The organism is Paenibacillus tritici (assembly GCF_013204885.1).
GTDB lineage: Bacteria > Bacillota > Bacilli > Paenibacillales > Paenibacillaceae > Paenibacillus_AQ > Paenibacillus_AQ tritici.
Genome location: NZ_JABMKX010000011.1, coordinates 183,308 through 202,628, shown reverse-complemented (window position 1 = coordinate 202,628; position 19,321 = coordinate 183,308). Strand labels below are relative to the sequence as shown.

Sequence of the window (19,321 nt, the reverse complement as noted above, 5' to 3'; positions counted from 1 at the left end):
TTTCAAGGATTGTGATAAATTTTTAAAATGTTAAATTAGATGATTAAAAGGGTAGTTTCATACTAAAAGCTGAAGTAACACATACTTAAGAAAAACCTGTACACATTCACTACCAATGGAGGTTCATTTATGGTTTTTACAATAGCCATTACCATCGTAGCCATTTTTGCAATATGGGGAGCCGTAGCACCTGACCAAATGGCCCATACCGCTAATGTTGCTTACACGTTCTCTATCCACAATTTCGGCTGGTTCTATTTGCTGGCTACTCTGTTTTTCCTGATCTTCACCTTTTATTTGGCCTTCAGCAGGTTTGGCAGTATCCGTCTGGGAGACGACGAAGATGAACCGGAGTATTCCACAATATCCTGGCTGTCGATGCTATTCAGCGCAGGGATGGGGATCGGGATCGTATACTGGGGAGTCGCTGAACCCTTGTCCCATTATTTATCTCCTCCAGAAGGTGTAGAAGGGGGGACGACAGCAGCAGCGAGGATTTCCATGCGATATTCGTTTTTCCATTGGGGACTGCATCCATGGGCGATTTATGCCGTCATCGGATTGGCGCTTGCGTATTTCCAGTTTCGCAAAGGATACAAAGGCCTGATCAGCTCAGCCTTTATTCCATTATTGGGGGAACGGCTGGTTTCCGGCTGGCTGGGCAAGGCCATTGATATTTTAGCGGTGATTGCCACTATTTTTGGCGTCGCTACTTCACTGGGTCTCGGGGCTCTGCAGATTACCGGAGGATTGCATTATTTATTCGGGATTCCTAACACCGTAGCCGCTCAGATTATAATTATCACAATAGTGACCGTGCTGTTCCTCATCTCCGCCACTAGCGGTCTGGACAAGGGAATTAGACTCCTCAGCAACGCAAACTTAGTGATAGCCGTTCTTTTGATGCTGTTCGTATGGATAACAGGTCCGACTTCATTTATATTCGAAACCTTTACAACCACTTTAGGAAGCTATCTGCAAAATATCGTCAATATGAGCTTGAGGCTAACGCCTTTTTCAAAGGGAACGTGGATCGGGGCGTGGACCTTATTCTATTGGGCCTGGTGGATCGCCTGGGCACCTTTTGTCGGAACCTTTATTGCAAGAGTATCCAAGGGAAGGACGATCAAGGAATTTGTCATTTACGTCCTGCTTGTGCCGAGCTTGTTCGGTTTTGTCTGGTTTTCGGTATTTGGAGGAACGGGCCTGCAAATGGAATTGTTCGATGGTGCCCAGTTGGCAGCAGCCGTTAAAGGAGATACAACCACCGCTCTTTTTGTCATGCTGGAGCAGTTGCCCTTAAGTACTGTAGTATCGCTTATAGCTACCCTCCTGATTATGATCTTTTTTATCGCTTCGGCCGATTCGGCCACCTTCGTTCTGGGCATGCTGACCTCAGACGGTAATCTCAATCCCAGTACAAGAGTGAAATTGACCTGGGGCATTCTGCAATCCGCCATCGCTGTAGTCCTGCTGATTAGCGGCGGGTTAAGCGGCCTTCAGACCGCTTCCATTGTAGCCGCTTTACCCTTTGCCATTGTTCTGATTGGAATGTGCTTTTCCCTGCTCAAGGCTCTTCAGGAGGAGGACAGAGAGCGCCGTCAACGGGAGAAACGTCAACGCCAAAAGCTGAAGCAGCTGTTGGAGGAACATGAAGCCATCAAGATTCCTGTGAAGTAAGCTGGGGGAATCTTACATAACCGTACACGGAATGATCTGACTTTAAGAGCCTGCTGGAAGCAGGCTCTTTTTTGCGTACAACATAATTAAAAGTGTTGTCAACAAACCCCGCTCCAAGAACCGGTGTTATCCTTAACTAAGGTTGAAACTACAAGAAAAAGGTGTGTGAAAGATTACAAAGGATAACGTAAGGATAGAACATAACAGGGTGGAGCTAATGGCAGGGAAATACAGGCTGATAGCGGAAATATGAAGCTGGTTCTTTAACCTAAAGGGTAAATTATATCAAAATATGACAAATTTCAACAGCCAATTTAGACAAACATTTACAATGAATTGGTTTATAATAACTAATGTTAACAGATTAAGTGAAGCAGGAGGCAGAATATGACGGGCACGCCGGTAAGAATTCCCGTTTACCAGAAGAGATTATCCATTTTTAATTGTCTGGATTATTTGATTTGTCTGCATATTCATAACAGCGGTTATCCTTATCAGTACACGTTCTCCGGCAATTGGGGATTCTATTATTATTCTCCGCATGAATTTTTGCACCACCGGAAAGAAGCTGCAAAGCCGCCGTTCTACACCAGTTTATGTGAAATTTATCACATGGAAAATACTCAGGCCGATTATACCAATTTGATAGATTATATGGACGAAGGCGGGCAACTCTTCACCCATTCGGATGGCTGGTACCTTCCGTGGACCATCAATTATCATAGGGCACATGATGGCCATTACTTCTATATTCAGCAGTACAATCAGGAACGGACCCATGCTCTAGTAATAGACTGGATTCCTGAAATTATGGAGTGGGTACCGATTGAAGCTGTGAACGACGGCTACATTGCCGGGGGAGCCCAAGCTTTTCGTCTGACAGCACCGAAGCTCAATATGGATATGCAAAATGTTCTTAATCTGCTTACGGCCTGCCAGACCCATATTGCCGGATGGACAGACAGGAGCGTTGCGACGGGAATAGCGGGTCTGCAAGCATTCCGTAAGGATATGCTGGCTTTGCGGGAGGAGGGGGTTAGCTATGTTGAACAATGGTGGGATCTGCTTAAAATACAGACTGATGTTAGGGACCGATTTCTGGAATTTATATATTTTTTGGATTGCTCCGAACAATCCCCTTTGTACCATACTGCCAATAACGCGCTTATTGAAGTGTTTGAAGAATGCTTCAACAAATGGCTTGCATTCCGCAATGGGTTAATGAAGACAGTAATTACGGGAACCTACGACTGGAAGAGAGCAATTGAACGGCTCGACAAAATTATCCTGTATGAGGAACGCTGTGAAGTTGCTCTGAGACTATATATAGAGGGGATGTTAGCTAAGCTTGAACACAAATTCTTATCACACGGTCAGTCTTGAAGCTTACCACAATACGAAGGGTGTAACTTGGCCGGAATTGGGGATTGTGGGAATCCTGAATCACGGATTTGAGAGTCTGGCAGGACATTTAATGCCCAATGGTCAGGTCCAGTCTGTCGGCGGTGTTCCTTTTCTTTTTCCCAGAACAGATACGGCTGCAATGGACTTAGTTAGCTGCGAAGAGCAGGTTATACAGGTTGAATGCCAACAGCATTATGATCGGCTTTTCTTTTTGGGTTTTTGCTGCTGGGGCGAATTTGAGGATCTGATCGAACTGCGTTATTCAGACGGGGTTGTGGAGAGAAAGAAATTCGGTTTTTTTGACTGGCATCGCTTTTACAAAAGTGATTCCGTGGAACCTGCTTGGGTGATGCCTTATTTCTGCTACAAGGATGAGAAGGTAGAATGGGAGACGGTCATATATGTCCGTGAAGTCCAATTAGACCGCACACGCTTGCTACATTCAATCCAATTCCCCGACAATCCTTACATGCTCATTGTATGCGCTACACTTAATATTTTAGATAAAAATTTTAATATTAGTAATATTTAACAAATTGATCACTTGAAGAAAGACTCCTTGAGTGGTTAACTATAGTAAAAGATGAATCATTTTAGAATAATTTATAATATTTTGAAATTCGAGGAGTTACGATATGGCACAAGAAGACATGCATGGCGATAGCAAGTACTATTCGTTAAGCCATCCGCAAAAGCGGGTTTGGGTTGTGGACAAAATCCATTCAGGCTCCAGTCTTCATAATATTGGTGGGACCATACGGATTAACGGGCCGGTTCAGCTTGATCTAATGGAACAAGCTATTCATCTGTTTATACGAATGCATGACGGAATAAGATTAAGATTTAGAGAAGGACAGGATGGGCCTTGTCAATATGTTCCCCCATACCAGCCCTTCCCATTGGACAGACTGGATTTTTCCCAATGCTCTGAACCGGAACAAGAATTTCAGAAATGGAGTCAAGCAACAGCCTCAACACCGTTTGATCTGGAAGATGCTTCTCTTTTCTATTTTGCGTTATTTCGAATATCCGAATCCGAAATGGGATATTTCTCGAAATTCCATCACCTGATTGCGGACGGATGGTCAATGAATGTAATGACCGAGCAGATTGGGACAAACTACGAAAGATTATGTTACGGACACGAAATAGAGGATGAATCCTCTTACTCTTATCTAAATTATCTTGATACGGAACAACGCTATCTTGAATCTTCGCGTTTCCTCAAAGACAAAGCCTTCTGGATCGAGCAATTACAGGATCTAGAGGATTCATCGGCAAGAAATAGTCAATCGTTGGAAGGTAACCGCTCCGTGTTCGAACTGTCCTTAGAGCTTTCCGGGCAGATTAAGGAATTTACAGCCCGATATGGCTGCTCCGGCAATTCCTTTTTTACAGCCGTTTATCTGCTATATGCGTCCATAATGCTCCGTCAGACCGACTTACTTTTGGGAATCCCTGTACTGAACCGCTCAGGGCGGAGGGAAAAGAGCGCCTTCGGTATGTTTACAAGCACAATGCCTTTTCGTTTTTTATTGAATTACGAGGAAAATGTAGGGCAGATGATCGCGCGGGTTCATAGAACTATTATGGATGGCCTGTTTCATCAAAAGTATCCCTTTGATTTGTTAACCGGAGATGTGAAGTTTTTCAAACAACATCATTCGTCCTTATTTCAAGCTTGTATAAATTGGTACAACACATCACTGGCACCTGAGATTAACGGCTTTTCCGTTAAGAACGAGGAGTTCTATAACGGCTTACAGCAATATCAGCTGCAGCTTGTGATCAAGAGCTGGTCAGCATCCGGTGCGCTGAGTCTGCAATTTGATTATCAGAAGGAAGCCTATTCTGAAGAGCAAATAGAGGATATGTATAGGCGGATCGTGCATTTGATCAAGCAAGCTTGTACTAATCCCTTACGCCCCGTTGGCAGTCTAAGTTTATTATCAGAGGACGAGGAACATTACGTGCTCTATGACTTTAATTCCACAGCAATGAAATATGACCCGGGCAAGAGCGTCATTACGATGTTCGAGGAACAGGCGGCGAGGTCTCCGGATAAGATTGCCGTTTGTTTCGGGAATGAGAGTCTGACTTATAGTCAGTTGAACAAAAAAAGCAATCAGCTTGCCGGTTTATTAAGCGGATTCGGGGCTGGAAGGGGAACCGTTACAGGGCTGTTCACCGTTCATTCCATGGAGAGTATTATTGGCATTCTTGCAGTGATGAAGGCTGGAGGAGCCTACATTCCGCTGGACCCGTCATATCCTGCAGACCGTATCCGGTTCATTCTCGACGAAGCTGCTGTTCCCATCCTGTTAATAAATTGTGAGTGGAATCAGGCAATTGCCTATAACGGGAGAATTATTGATTTAAATGACTCAGCTCTTTATGAGGGTCAAGAGGTTAATCCGGGAATATTCATCCATTCGAATGATCTTGCATATGTCATCTATACATCAGGCTCCACAGGAGTGCCCAAAGGAACAATGATCGAGCACCAAGGGCTGAGTAATTATGTGAGCTGGGCAGCCAAGATGTATTTCGGGCCGGATGAAGAGGTTATTCCGCTATATTCATCCTTGGCCTTTGATTTAACGGTAACATCCATTTTTGCTCCGCTGGTGTCCGGTAATCTTATTGTTATATATCGTGATGATGAAGAAGAGTTTGTTCTGTTTAGAGTGATTAAGGATAACAAAGCAACTGTATTGAAGCTTACTCCGGCGCATCTTTCACTTATCCAGGATCAGGATTTTTCCTGCTCCGCTATAAGAAGGTTTATTGTAGGCGGCGATATGTTAAGCACAGAACTCGCAAGAAAGGTACAGAAGTATTTCAAGCAGCAACAGGTACAAATCTACAATGAATACGGACCGACCGAAACAGTGGTTGGATGTATGATACATCAGTATAATCCTAATCTGGATAATGGCGCATCCGTTCCTATTGGCCGCCCTGCAGGCAACGTACAGATTTATATTCTGGATCGAGGCGGTAATCCTGTACCTCCGTATGCCATTGGAGAATTGTATATATCGGGTCAAGGGGTTGCCAGAGGTTATCTGAACAGAACGGAGTTGTCACAGGAGAAGTTTGTGGATAATCCCTTTATTCCTGGACAACGAATGTACAGAACCGGTGACTTGGCCCGTTTTATATCCGGCGGCATTATAGAGTATATCGGAAGAGCTGACTATCAGGTGAAAATAAGAGGCTATCGTATAGAGCCTGGTGAGATAGAGAACCGCTTATTGCAGCATACCGCTATCCGGGAAGCATCAGTTAAGGATTGGGAGGATTCAGAGCAGGGCAGGTATTTATGCGCTTATCTAGTGAAAAGCGGCGCCGTCTCTTCAGAAGAACTACGAGAATACCTGTTAACAAGGCTACCGGAATATATGGTTCCCTCGTTTTTCGTTGAGCTGGAGGAGCTCCCGCTTACGGGAGCCGGTAAATTGAACAGATCCTCTCTCCCGAAGCCCGTAAGACCTGAACGCATGGGCACTGGCGGTGATACCAGCCTAACTGCAGAGGAGGAAATCTTATACCGGGTAATCGCTGAAGTGATGCATTTGGAGACAGTGAGAGGCGATGACCATTTCTTCACCTTGGGAGGCGATTCCATTAAAGCGATTCAAATCGCTTCCAAGTTAAGTGCTGCGGGCTTCACAATCAGAATAAAAGATCTGTTGACAGCACCCTTATTGAGGGAGATGGCTCGGCATGTACATTGGTCAGGAAGGCCAGAAGCCGGACAACAGCCGGCTGTGGGAATTATACAACCAACTCCCATACTTTCGTGGTTCTTGGCTCAGGAATTTCCCGATCCCAACCAATACAATCAGTCGCTTATGCTGCTGGTCAAGCAAAGCCTGAAGGTGGAACAGCTGGAACGGATGATACTGGAAATCATCAGCCACCATGATATTTTCAGAATGAATTATAATGCGGCATCCGGTCATTTTTATTACAACAAAGCTTTACCGGCACCTTCAGGAGAAGGAATCTGCTTCTATGATCTTGGGAGCTTCCCGATCCCGAAGCAGGACGAACTGATACGAGAAATAGGCACTAGAATGAAACAGAGCTTTGATATTAGTAGAGGGGTTCTGTTGAGAGCCGGTTTGTTTCATCTGGGGGAGCGGGGAATACATGTGCTTCTGACGGCGCATCACTTGGCTGTCGATATAGTCTCCTGGGGAATTATCCTGGAGGACATGAGCACTATGTTAAGACAGATGATGGCAAATGACGTCATACAATTACCATCAAAAACGCATTCATTCCAAGAATGGTCATTATCTCTTGAACGATATGGACAATCCTTACATGAAGCACAAAATACAGACTTGCTAGAGCGCACTCCTGCCGTTCATTTCAGCAATGAATGTGAGTTAACCCCCGAAGGACAGGTTCCAGTCAACCATAGTCTGCAGCGTACTATGGATACGGGGAACACCGGGAGACTTATGAATGAGGCGAACCAAGCCTATCATACTCAGACTAATGATCTATTACTGGCCGCCTTGGCAGTAATGTGCACAAAGTATTGGCCGGCAAATGAAATAAGTGTTGAGCTTGAAGGACATGGCCGGGAGGACATTGATGCGGGGATTGATATTTCCAGAACAGTCGGTTGGTTTACATGCATGTACCCAGTGGTTTTGCAAGCAGAGGGAGCGGATTTGGCACAGCAGATTATAGCCGTTAAGGAGCAAATACGCAGCGTATCAGGTAATAAGATCGACTATGCCGTCATGATGAACAGGAAGGGCTATGCCACGCGCTCACCTGGCAGCTCTATCAGGTTCAACTATCTGGGCGATCTGGACCAACTGCTGGAGAATGAACATTTTAAGGCAATTCCAGTAGATACCGGTCCTGACATAGGCGAAATGAACACCCTGCAGGAGATGCTGGATTTTAATGTCTATATTCTGAACCGCCGTCTTACCGTCAGCCTTACCGGCAGCAGCAAACATTACAGTGAGGAGCAGCTTGTTGCTGTGCTGGAGTGTTACCTTGTTTCATTAGCCAATATTATTGAGCACTGCTCGGGTAAGCAGGCACCGGAGTTTACACCAAGTGATTTTCCGGAGGCCCTGTTAACGCAAAGTGAATTGGACAGTCTCTTTGCCAAATTGGAGTAAGTCGGAGAGGTAGGGGATGAAGGATGTCAAGCCAGAATGCAAATGTCATCTGGCATCACAATGAGACAAGACAAGCTGACAGGCAGCGGCTGACAGGACAGTCAGGCATGGTAGTATGGCTGACCGGACTGTCAGGGGCGGGAAAGTCTACAATATCCGGCAGTCTGGAGAAGAAGCTGATTGACAGCAACAGGCTTGTGTATGTTCTTGACGGGGATAACTTAAGACATGGTCTGAACCAAAACCTGGGATTCACCCAAGCGGACCGCAATGAAAACGTAAGAAGAATTATTGAAGTGGCGGATTTGTTCAGAGATGCCGGACTCATTACGATTGTATCCTGTATCTCGCCATACGCTGTAATGAGAGAAGTAGCCCGGCAGCGAATCGGAGACGCCCATTACATCGAAGTATATGTTAAGGCAGATCTGGATACATGCATACAAAGAGATCCCAAAAAGTTATATGAGAAAGCCCTTAAAGGTATAATCGGGCACTTTACAGGAATTTCCGATCCTTATGAGGAGCCGCAGCAGCCGGATATAGTGCTGGACACCAATCTCCTGTCTGCCGAGGAATCCAGCGATGCTCTTTTCAAGTACATTATGCTGTGGCAGGAAAAAAGGGAAACAGATGAATAAAATACGAAATACGGCCGCAGTGCTTATTCTGCTCTTGCTTTGCTGCTTATGTACGGCTCCGGCATTTGCCGATTCGCGAGCGGATCTGAAGGATCAGGAAATTGAAGCTTATATACGGAGCTTAATGAATGAGGGGAGAATTCCCGGCCTTGCTGTAGCTATAGTAAGCGGACATGAACTCGTGTACAGCAAAGTGTTCGGATACGCTGACCTGGCAACTCAAGAGCCGGTTACGGAAGCCACTTTATTTGAATTGGGCTCGACAAGCAAGGCCTTCACGGCACTGGGAATCTTGAAGCTTCAGCAAGAAGGAAGGGTCAATCTGGACGCCCCGGTATCGGCTTACTTGCCCTGGTTTGAAATGAGATATGAGGGCTCCTATAAGGGACAATTCATTCCTGATCAGATTGATATAACACTGAGGCAATTACTACATCATACCAGCGGTATTCCATCCCGGACCATAGATGATATTCCAATCTCAGACGACGGGGATGCACTGGAGGAGACGGTACGTACAGTTGTCGGGCAGAAGCTGGATTCTTATCCGGGGGAGCGATACCAATACGCAACGATTAACTATGACATTCTAGGATTAATTATAGCGAAAGTGTCGGGCGTACCCTATGAAGAATATATGTCCGACAATGTACTCAAACCACTTGATTTAAAGGATACCTACGCAGGCCGGGCTGAAGGTCTGACTCCTCTTGCAACGGGGTATAAGCTCCAGTTCTTGCGGGCTGCAGCATATAATGCACCGACATACAGAGGGAACACGCCGGCAGGTTATTATATTTCCAATCTGAAGGACGTTGCCAAATGGCTGAAAATACAGTTAGGAACCGAAGCTGACTCTGATTTCGATCAACAGCTGATTGATGCTTCCCATATCCCGGACCGGACAGTAGCGCCCACTGCAAAAGGTTCTTCTTATGCCTTCGGCTGGAACAACTACCAAAAAGGGGGAGGCGAACTGTCACATGGCGGCTCTAATCCTAACTTCTCGTCATTTTTTGTCATTCGGCCGGAGGAGCAATGGGGAGTAGCCGTTCTTGCTAACATGAATTCTTCCTTCACCGAGGAGATCGGCCAAGGCATTATGAGCTTGCTGACAGGGGAAGAACTCCCGGACAAGTCGCGGGATTCGTACATGAGTCTAGACCATTTTTCAAGTGCAATGATAGTCTTGATGCTGACTTTTAGCTTGTTGACCGTTTATTTCATTGCCGCTCTTCTGTTTAAAGCGAAGCAGGAAAGGGAGCGTCCTGATTTTAAAGGTTCTCTGGTCAAAGTGTTGGTCTTATGTCTCGTTACGGCAATTCTGGTTTATTGTCTGTCCATCTTGCCGAATGTGATGTATTCCGGTCTTTCCTGGAGCTTTGTAAAGGTGTGGGCCCCCCGGAGTTTTCCATTAGCAGTAGGCTCCCTCTTAACAGCTGTCGTAGTATTTGGAATTTATTGTATCTTGTACGGGCTGTTTAGCCGGAATAGAAGGAATTCGATCTTTGTAGTCTCCATCCTGAGTGTTGTCAGCGGTTTGGGCAATGCCGTTATCATTTTCATTATTAATGCAGCACTCAATCGGGAGGACGGCTTTCAGGACGGACTATTACTCTATTTTCTGGCAGGTATCGTTATATATGTTTGCGGACAGCGTCTGGTTAGATCCAAGGTTATTTTTATGGCGAACGATATTGTATACACCAAACGGATTGAACTGATCGACAAAGTGATGAATGCCAACTATGCCAAATTTGAAGCGATGGAAGACGGAAAAATTCAATCTGCGTTAGTGAACGATACAGAGACGATCAGCGGGTTTAGCAACGTACTAATTGCCGGTATTACCAGCTTCGTTACATTGTTCTGCTGTTTCATTTACTTGGGCATCATCAATTTCTATGGCTTACTGGTTTCGATAGGCGTCATTATTCTGGCTGCAGGCTCATATTTTTTGGCGGGCAAGATGGCCGGAAGGCTGTGGGAACAGACTCGTGATATGCAGAACGTTTTTTTCAAGTTCATTCACGATCTTATATTCGGGTACAAGGAGCTGTACATCAATAAACACAAACGGCAGGAGTTCAGCCGGGACGTCAGGGAAAGCTGTGAAGCGTACAGGGACAAGCGGATTCAGGGGGATATCAATTTCGCTAATGTGTTTGTGATTGGAGAGCTTCTGTTTACCTTCGTAATCGGGGTAGTCGCCTTTGTGTTTCCGCTATTGTTTGATGAGATTCAGAACAGCACCTTGAAGAGCTATGTGTTTGTATTCCTGTACATGACAGGACCCGTTAACGGGTTATTAAATGCAATTCCCAATATAGTCAGAGTACGAATCAGCTGGGGGCGTATCAACTTGCTGGCGAAGGAACTGGAATCGTTCCGGGAAGAGGATGAACCGCTGCTCACGGAAGACAGCTTTTCATGCTGCGGGCAGACCGAAATCTGCTTTCAACAGGTGGAATTCAAATACAGCCAGGCAGACGGGCGGGAGTTTGCCGTGGGTCCAGTCAGCTTTTCGTGTACTTCAGGGGAGATTATTTTCATTGTCGGAGGCAACGGAAGCGGTAAATCGACATTGGCCAAGCTGATGACCGGACTGTACCAGCCCTTACGTGGCGTGATCCATGTAAACGGAAAAAAGGTTAACCCGAGAGAGCTCAGTGAGAATTATTCCACTGTGTTCAGTGACTATTATCTGTTTGACAAGCTGTACGGTGTAGATACCCAAGCTCATTCGGAGGAAATCAGCCTCCATCTGCATGAACTGCAGCTCCAGGGAAAGTTAGAAATTGATCACGGGGCATTCTCCAGTCTCAAATTATCCAGTGGTCAGAAAAAACGACTTGCCCTGCTCGTCAGCTATCTTGAGGACCGGCCGATTTGTTTGTTTGACGAATGGGCTGCGGAGCAGGACCCCGAATTCAAGGAATATTTCTATACCGTACTGCTCCCGCGATTGAAGCTGCAGGGGAAATGCGTCATCGTCATTACGCATGATGACCGTTATTTTCATATCGCCGACCGCATTATGGTGATGGAGTCGGGGCAATTGTCTCAGGTTCAGGCAACAGCCCATATCAGAGAGCAAAGTGAGGTGAACGGAATTGCATGAGGGCAAGTTTCCATACACGAACAGTTTATGTTTTGCTTTTCCCGGAGTGGGTTCACAGTACAGCGGCATGAGCAAGGAACTCTACGAGCAGTACAGCATTGTAAGAGAAACGTTTGAAGAAGCCAGCGACACGCTCCATATGGATATGCGGCAGCTGTGCTTTGATAGGGAAGAAGAAGAGAAGCTACATAAGCTGGAGTACAGCAAGCCTGCACTGGTATGCTCGGGCATCGCCTGTTACCGGGTATTTGCCGAGGAAACGGGTCTGCAGCCTGCTGCAACTATGGGGTACAGTCTGGGTGAATACACTGCATTATGTTGTGCGGGGGTTATTTCCTTCAAGGATACGCTGGAGATTGTACACAAGCGGGCTCTGATTATTAATGAGACTACCGCCGGAACGGAAGGAACCATGGCCTGGGTGATCAATCTGGACTGCCGCAAGGTGGAGGAGATTTGCAGTGAAGCTCTCAGTGAAGGCATTGTGATCTATGTCTCGGCAGTAGATGCCCCCGCCAAAACCTCAATTTCCGGAACAATGGCCTCGATTCAAAAAGTAGCATCACGGCTTGAGGACAGCGGGGGGATGGTTATTCCCATTCCGATGAGCGGCCCTTTTCATAGTTTATTTATGAAGGAAGCGGCTGACCTGCTCCGGGGCATTCTTGACCAGTACAGCTTCTCAAAGCCGCGGTGGGAGGTTGTGGCGAATTGGAATGCACTGCCCTATCCGGACGAGATCGGCTCTATCAAGGACAATCTGTCATTGCAGCTGATTCATCCGGTGCGCTGGCGAAATTCCATTGAATATCTGCTTACTGCAGGTATTGACTCCGTAGTGGAGCTTGGGCCAAAGACCGTATTGACCTATTTAACGGCTATCAATACAGATAGGCTCAAGAGTTATTCCGTGGACAAACCGGCTGATGTTGTGACAGTGCGTCAGGCGTTGCTGTTGGAGCAGAATGACTATCTGAGAGTTCTGAAACATAGTCTTGCTGCCGTTGCCGCAACCAAAAATCACAATGCTGATATGACGAATTATGTCTCTGCCGTATCTGAGCCGTATCAGCAAATTAAAGGCTTGTATCATGACTGTAATCATCAACAGAGAGAGCTCACCACACCGCAAATCCATGATGTGCTGCGAACTGTCAATTCGATTCTGACTGCCAAGGGTCTTCCTGAGGATGAGCGGATCCGGAGAATGAGGAAGGTGCTCTGCTACAAAAGCTTAGTCTACTAATATCGCAGGGAGTGCTGCAAGAATGAACATTACTAGCGTGGGAGTTATCGGAGGGGGAGTCATGGGCAGGAGCATCGCTGTTGATCTGTTGTTCCATGGATTCCAGGTTGTACTCGTTGATTTGTCCGGGGAGATTCTTGATGCTGCCTTTCAGGAGATTATGCGCAATATACGGTTCTCAGCTTTGGTGAAAAAATCACTTCCTCTTATTAATCCGGAGGAGGCTGCTCAGAATATACAGCTTACTACTGTGCTTTCCGAGGTTGGACAGTGCGATTTCATCATAGAGAATGTAACCGAGGATTGGGCTGTCAAGGAGGGGATTTACAGGAAGCTGGATGAGATTTGCCGGCCCGAGGTGTGCTTTGGAGTCAATACTTCTTGTATTTCAATTACGAAGGTTGGGAGTGTGACCGGACGCAGCGGACAAGTTATCGGCATGCACTTTATGAATCCGGCTGTGTTGAAGCCGTCTATTGAAGTCATTAAGGGCTATTATACCAGCGAAGCAACGATTCAACTCGTTAATCAATTTCTGGCGCTAATGGAGAAAGAAGCAATCATTGTTGAGGATTTGCCAGGATTCGTATCCAACCGGGTCTCTCATTTGTTTATGAATGAGGCAGCTTTTGTCGTAATGGATCAAGTCGCTTCACCTGAAGCGGTAGACCGAATATTTAAGCAGTGCTACGGGCATAAGATGGGCCCTCTTGAAACCGCCGATTTAATCGGAATTGATACCGTTGTTAAATCTCTTGATGTGCTTTATGAGAGCTATCAGGATTCCAAATTCCGCTGCTGTCCGATGTTGAGGAAAATGGTGGATGCAGGACGTTTAGGAAAGAAGTCAGGCCAAGGCTTTTATGTATACGGCTAAATCATGCAGAAGAGGAGAAATGGACTATGACTCATGAAATGACCAGCTATGAGGAGACGATCAGCAGCTTCATTCTTAAACATATCAATCAATCGGAACTGGATTATGATTTGCGTATATTTGAGGAAGGACTCGTTAATTCACTGTTTGCTATTGAATTAATGACCTTTCTGGAAAAAAGCTTCAAGATCAAAATCAGGATTGTGGACTTGGATATGGAACACTTTCAATCCGTCCATTCCATCGCTGCCTTTGTAAATAACAAACAGGCGGAAGTTCACCATGCATAACTCACTGACGGAGACTCAAATGGAGCGGTATAAGGAATTTCAGGATTTCGCTACTAGTCTGGTTGAACCTTATGCCAACCAATGGGATATCGACGAGGCCTTATCCCCGGACATCATTACGGAATGTGCAGCCAGAGGATATATGGGAGGCATGATTCCCCGGCAATACGGCGGGGAGGAATGGGATTGTGTGACCTATGGGCTGCTCAATGAAGCTGTAGGAAGAAGCAGTGCATCCCTTACGGCTCTATTTAATGTGCACACCATGGTTGCCCAGACGCTGCTTAAATGGGGGACCGAGCAGCAAAAGGAGAAGTGGATGGCCAGACTGGCGGAGGGTTCGATACTGGGGGCTTTTGCCTTGACCGAGCCCGGAGCGGGAAGCGATATTCAGGGAATAACCTCGGAATATAAGCCCGAAGGTGACGGATTTGTCCTTAATGGAACCAAGCGATGGATTACATGCGGAGGATTGGCCGACATTTTCATCGTGTTCGGCAAACTGAACGGCAAGCCGACTGCCTGTATCGTGGAGCGCGCACAGCCAGGGGTTACTGTTATTCCTGTGAATAATATGCTTGGCTTCAAGGCAGGCCATCTTGCAGTGCTCGAATTCCGCAATTGTATCGTACCGAGAGACAATATGATCGGACATGAAGGTATTGCTTTTAATTATATTGCTCCCTATGCGCTGGAATTTGGCAGGATTAGTGTTGCCTGGGCAGCTGTCGGATTGCTGAGGGGGTGTCTGGAGAATAGCGGAGCCCATGCACTCAGAAGAAGAACCTTTGACCGCTTTCTGGCCGAGCATAGCATTATCAGCAAATATATTACTGACATGGGAGTCGAGCTGGAAGCCGCTAAGCTGCTATGCCTGGATGCCTGCCGGTTGAAGGATGAAGGGCTGCCTGAAGCTACCGAAAGGATTATGGCGGCCAAATACTATGCTTCTGCTGCTTCCGCCAGACACTCGGCCCACGCCGTCCAGATTATGGGGGCGATAGGATGTAATGAACATTTCTCTGTATCCAGGTACTACCGTGATTCCAAGACCTTTGAAATTATCGAAGGAAGTAGCGAGATCAGCCAGATGATTCTGGGAAAAAGCTATGCGCGCAAAGCCAAAAAACTCAAACGACTTAACTGAAGAGAAGAATACGATCCCGGAGGCTGATTATGTCCATTGAACAATACCGGACCCACTATGCGAGAGGCCTTTTAAATGAAACCTATAACAGCAGAGACAGTCTCAGCCGCTACATGCATGTCTCTGACGTAGACCAGGCCAGATTTGTTATTTACGGAACGAACACACATGCCAAATATTATGCCGCTTTATCCAGTAAATTGCTGTATCCCAAGATTGAGCTGTTTGTCAGTGAAGAAGAGGGGGGGGAGGAGGACGGGAAAAAGCTGCGCGGCTTTGAAGTTATCTCTGTCGGCCGCTTCGCCAATTATATCGAACAGTATGGGGAGCATCTGAAAGTCATTGTATTTTCCGACCAATATCCCGAAGCAGTTAAGCGTCTGCAGGAAATGGGGCTGAACCCACTAAAGCAGCTATTTGACGGAAGATATATTTTTGATCTGAAGGAACTGGATAACGGTTATGTCTCTGAAAGCGATAATGTCAATAAGGTTATCTTAACCGTTGAGTCGTTCCGGTCGAACAAGGGCGGACTATTCGTATACGATACTGCATCATCATCATATACCAAGCATCTTAGCGGTGATTTCAGGACTCTTCTGAGATATAAGGACGGATATTTAGCCATGGAGGATAACAACGGCATGCTGTATCTTAATTCTGATTATGAGATTGAGCGGACAGTAGCTTTGCCGGATGCCGACCTCCATGGCATGGATATTCATAGATCAGGGGGATCGGACTACGCTTACATTATTGAGACAGCATGGGACCGTATTGCAGTGTATGAACTGGAGAGCGGAAAGCGGGTAGAGCAGATCGAAGTAGGAAAGAGCATTGTGAACAGTACTCCGGGGATGTTGCATATCAGCGATATTCTGATAGACAACGAACGCATTCTGATCGCCATGGCCTCCCGGAGCGGAATGTTTACCAGGGGTGCCTTCAAGGACGACGGCGCTATTCTAGGAATGGATATGCACGACTATATTGTGGATGAGGTGTATGCCGAACAGCTGAATACCCCTCATTCCTTAATTAAGATTGGTAAAGATATTTTATTCTGTGATTCGGCAAAAGGAATGGTCTACTGTAATAAGCAGGTACTGACCCAATTCAACGGATTTGTCCGGGGGCTGCATTTTAATGGTTACGGCCTGTATGTCGGCCAGAATGTCCCGCGGCATTTACCATATTTGCTTCAAATTTCCCCCAATTATTCAAATGATACCGGGATTCACACATTCGTGCCGTCCCGGCGGGTATCTGGCTTTCAAAAGCTCCCGTTCTGTGGTCAGATCTATAGCATCCTTACAGAATAAACCGGACTGAAAGAGATATATAACTCAGTTCATATTGGAGGCGATGTACAAGATGAGACTGGAATTTCAAGAGATTCCGCCGCTTATGGCTATCGGATTTATTGAAGGTCAAGATTATCGGATTCTGAAAATCTGCGGAGACGAGATTACTTTTGAAAGCGACGAACAGATCGAGGATGTGGATGTGCTTGAGGTATCTCTCTTTAATCTGACCCGTAGTGAATATCAGGCATTCCGTTTCACGGATTGTGAGCTTCTCCAGTTGAAGCAGCGGGAATTTTCTTGCACCTACACCCTTAAGGTGGATATAGGCCAGCATGAAGATTTCCCTTATTATTCAGGCATTTTACGCCAACTGGCGGAATTCCCGCAGACAGCATCCGGGCAGGTTCAAAGCAGGCTGGGATCACTTGACTTTTTGCGCAATACGCAAATGTACGACTATGAAAAGGATTCCGATTTCCATGAAAGCTATGAGCTTCAATTAGCGGAATGGTTTGGTCCGGCCAGCAGAACAACAATAGAATCCGGCCGGCATTCACGGGATGACTACGAGCTTGCTTTGGCCATTAATAATACCCGGTTATATAAGCAAGTGGCCCAGTATGGCTACAAGGCGTTGATGCAAAGCGAGCTGGAAAGGCTTGGTCTGGACAAACATTGGCTTGTGTCACAGCCGCTGACTAGGGTCTATATCGGTAATGACTACTGTCCTCATCTCTGCCCTGATGAAGAGATCCTTTGTGTTCTGCTTGCAGAAGCCCTGAGTGCAGAATTAGACGTTACGATCGTGCTTCCCTCATTGACTGAGGCTCAATTAGAGCCTGTACAACGCTTGCTGGACAATTTGAACGAATGGTGTTCTTCGGCGGGCAAGACTGTGGAAGTCACCGTTAATGACTGGAGTCTCTTTTTACTGCTTGAACCTTATAGACAGACTATAACTCCGGTTCTCGGCAAACTTCTCAATAAGATCAAAAAAGATCCGAGAACACAGCTTATGTTCGGCTATGAGCGACATAAGGAAAAAATGCAAGAGAACAATGTGAGCGCACCGCATTATTCGGCCTTTTTGAACAAATGGGGGATCACCCGATTTGAATTTGAAGCGCATGGGACCAGTAATCGCATCCCCGAAGGGACGCACAGTCTGCATTTTCCCTATTACCAGATCAATACCTCTGCTTTTTGTCCGCTTTATGCTGAGTGTGTTCATTTCAACATCTACAAGCAGAAGCTGGTGGAGCATTGTCCGCAATTTTGCGGAGAACTATGCAAGCTATACCCGAAGCATGTGAATATGATTGGCCGGGGCAATAGCGTTTTCGGGTTCGACGGGACACTGCTGACGGAGCCGGATGTGCTGGATCAATATGTGGCAAACGGGATCGACAGACTAGTATTTTCGGTGGAATAGGAAGGAGGGAGCAAGCTTGAAGATTGTAGCCCCGTTATCGAATGCCGATAGCTATGAAGCATTGGTTCAGGCAGGCGCGGATGAATTTTTCTGCGGCATAGTGCCCTATGAATGGTTGAAGAGGTACAGTAATGTCCTGCCGCTGAACCGCAGAGAAACGCTGATCGTGTCCTATAACATTGGTACGTACAGTTCTATGCGAATTATTGGAAAGATGGTTCAGCACTACCAGGTTCCTGTGAAAATTACGTTTAACTCCCATTATTATTTGAAGGAGCATTATCCGCTGATTCTCGATATTATTGAACGCCTGATGGATATGGGCTTCACTACATTTATTATCGGAGATCCTGCGCTTGTTCTGTACTTGCGGGAAAAGGAAGTCAAATGCGACATCCATATCAGCAGCGAACTTGAAGTAATCAACAACGTCAGCATGAAGTTCTTTAACCAATTTGATGTCAGCCGTTTTATTTTTCCGAGAAAAACGACGGTGGACAATATGATGAGCTGCATTACCAGCAGTTCCATGCAAGGGATGGAGTATGAAGCGTTTATCATGAATGCTTTTTGTCTTTATTCAGGATCTTTTTGTAACAGTGTGCACAGTGATGAATTTGTCTCTAGCTGCAATATCCCGAGCCGGATAGCGCGGTTTAATTACAGCCAGCAGCGGTTTGCCAAGGTGGATCGCTTTTATAATCTGAAAAACAGAGTTAAAAATCTCCCTCCCGAGCATCCGGCAGAACATTGCAATGAGCAGCAAATGATTAAAGACAGCTTTGGCAAGGACGGTTGCGGTGTATGCAAGGTCAAGGAACTGCGGCAGATTGGTATTACTCATCTGAAGGTGGTTGGCCGGGGGTATTCGGTTAAATACTTGGCCAATGACATTGCTAATCTTAAACAAATCATTGAAATGTCCGGGCACTCCGTAAATGATCCTGATTTCAGTCAAACCATCAAGGAGAGCTTTATCGCCAAGCGTTGTCCGGATGTCTGCTACTATCCATAGGAAAG

The 19,321-nt window shown here is 46.1% G+C and carries 13 protein-coding genes; all 13 read left to right on the top strand.

Annotated features, from left to right (window positions below; all coding sequences use genetic code 11):
- The first annotated feature begins 129 nt into the window (after positions 1-129).
- The 13 genes from HQN87_RS20775 (at position 130) to HQN87_RS20715 (ending at position 19,316) form a co-directional block, all read left to right on the top strand.
- Positions 130-1,680 (top strand): glycine betaine uptake BCCT transporter, encoded by a 1,551-nt coding sequence (locus tag HQN87_RS20775; RefSeq protein WP_173137229.1) that lies wholly within the window; start codon positions 130-132, stop codon positions 1,678-1,680.
- Positions 1,681-2,067: 387 nt separating this feature from the next.
- Complete coding sequence (locus tag HQN87_RS20770) at positions 2,068-3,063, top strand: hypothetical protein (RefSeq protein ID WP_173137227.1); 996 nt, start codon at positions 2,068-2,070, stop codon at positions 3,061-3,063.
- Positions 3,029-3,616, top strand: a complete 588-nt coding sequence (locus HQN87_RS20765; protein WP_173137225.1) for a beta-sandwich domain-containing protein — start codon at positions 3,029-3,031, stop codon at positions 3,614-3,616. Before HQN87_RS20770 ends, HQN87_RS20765 begins: the two co-directional genes overlap by 35 nt.
- A gap of 103 nt (positions 3,617-3,719) precedes the next feature.
- Complete coding sequence (locus HQN87_RS20760; protein ID WP_173137223.1) at positions 3,720-8,240, top strand: non-ribosomal peptide synthetase; 4,521 nt, start codon at positions 3,720-3,722, stop codon at positions 8,238-8,240.
- Between the two features lie 23 nt (positions 8,241-8,263).
- Positions 8,264-8,881 carry an adenylyl-sulfate kinase gene (gene cysC / locus HQN87_RS20755; protein WP_173137221.1) on the top strand — a complete coding sequence of 206 codons (618 nt, stop codon included), beginning with the start codon at positions 8,264-8,266 and terminating at the stop codon, positions 8,879-8,881.
- Positions 8,826-12,002, top strand: a complete 3,177-nt coding sequence (locus HQN87_RS20750) for a cyclic peptide export ABC transporter (RefSeq protein ID WP_367272758.1) — start codon at positions 8,826-8,828, stop codon at positions 12,000-12,002. Before cysC ends, HQN87_RS20750 begins: the two co-directional genes overlap by 56 nt.
- Positions 11,995-13,248 (top strand): ACP S-malonyltransferase, encoded by a 1,254-nt coding sequence (locus HQN87_RS20745; protein WP_301953203.1) that lies wholly within the window; start codon positions 11,995-11,997, stop codon positions 13,246-13,248. The genes HQN87_RS20750 and HQN87_RS20745 overlap by 8 nt, the downstream gene beginning before the upstream one ends.
- 22 nt (positions 13,249-13,270) lie before the next feature.
- Complete coding sequence (locus HQN87_RS20740; RefSeq protein ID WP_173137215.1) at positions 13,271-14,125, top strand: 3-hydroxyacyl-CoA dehydrogenase family protein; 855 nt, start codon at positions 13,271-13,273, stop codon at positions 14,123-14,125.
- Positions 14,126-14,151: 26 nt separating this feature from the next.
- Positions 14,152-14,415 carry an acyl carrier protein gene (locus HQN87_RS20735; protein WP_246552702.1) on the top strand — a complete coding sequence of 88 codons (264 nt, stop codon included), beginning with the start codon at positions 14,152-14,154 and terminating at the stop codon, positions 14,413-14,415.
- Entirely contained in the window at positions 14,408-15,562 is a 1,155-nt protein-coding gene (locus tag HQN87_RS20730) for an acyl-CoA dehydrogenase family protein (RefSeq protein ID WP_173137213.1), read from the top strand. Before HQN87_RS20735 ends, HQN87_RS20730 begins: the two co-directional genes overlap by 8 nt.
- Positions 15,563-15,591: 29 nt before the next feature.
- On the top strand, positions 15,592-16,884 hold the full coding sequence (locus HQN87_RS20725) for a hypothetical protein (RefSeq protein ID WP_173137211.1): 1,293 nt from the start codon (positions 15,592-15,594) through the stop codon (positions 16,882-16,884).
- Positions 16,885-16,969: 85 nt separating this feature from the next.
- Positions 16,970-18,301 carry a hypothetical protein gene (locus tag HQN87_RS20720; protein ID WP_173137209.1) on the top strand — a complete coding sequence of 444 codons (1,332 nt, stop codon included), beginning with the start codon at positions 16,970-16,972 and terminating at the stop codon, positions 18,299-18,301.
- Positions 18,302-18,317: 16 nt separating this feature from the next.
- Entirely contained in the window at positions 18,318-19,316 is a 999-nt protein-coding gene (locus tag HQN87_RS20715) for a U32 family peptidase (RefSeq protein ID WP_173137207.1), read from the top strand.
- Positions 19,317-19,321 lie beyond the last annotated feature (5 nt).

What these genes read in the sequence shown, in the direction of transcription:
- HQN87_RS20775 (WP_173137229.1), top strand. Translation starts at nt 130, where the DNA reads ATGGTTTTTACAATAGCCATTACCATCGTAGCCATTTTTGCAATATGG.
- HQN87_RS20770 (WP_173137227.1), top strand. Translation starts at nt 2,068, where the DNA reads ATGACGGGCACGCCGGTAAGAATTCCCGTTTACCAGAAGAGATTATCC.
- HQN87_RS20760 (WP_173137223.1), top strand. Translation starts at nt 3,720, where the DNA reads ATGGCACAAGAAGACATGCATGGCGATAGCAAGTACTATTCGTTAAGC.
- cysC (WP_173137221.1), top strand. Translation starts at nt 8,264, where the DNA reads ATGTCAAGCCAGAATGCAAATGTCATCTGGCATCACAATGAGACAAGA.
- HQN87_RS20750 (WP_367272758.1), top strand. Translation starts at nt 8,826, where the DNA reads ATGCTCTTTTCAAGTACATTATGCTGTGGCAGGAAAAAAGGGAAACAG.
- HQN87_RS20740 (WP_173137215.1), top strand. Translation starts at nt 13,271, where the DNA reads ATGAACATTACTAGCGTGGGAGTTATCGGAGGGGGAGTCATGGGCAGG.
- HQN87_RS20735 (WP_246552702.1), top strand. Translation starts at nt 14,152, where the DNA reads ATGACTCATGAAATGACCAGCTATGAGGAGACGATCAGCAGCTTCATT.
- HQN87_RS20730 (WP_173137213.1), top strand. Translation starts at nt 14,408, where the DNA reads ATGCATAACTCACTGACGGAGACTCAAATGGAGCGGTATAAGGAATTT.
- HQN87_RS20725 (WP_173137211.1), top strand. Translation starts at nt 15,592, where the DNA reads ATGTCCATTGAACAATACCGGACCCACTATGCGAGAGGCCTTTTAAAT.
- HQN87_RS20720 (WP_173137209.1), top strand. Translation starts at nt 16,970, where the DNA reads ATGGCTATCGGATTTATTGAAGGTCAAGATTATCGGATTCTGAAAATC.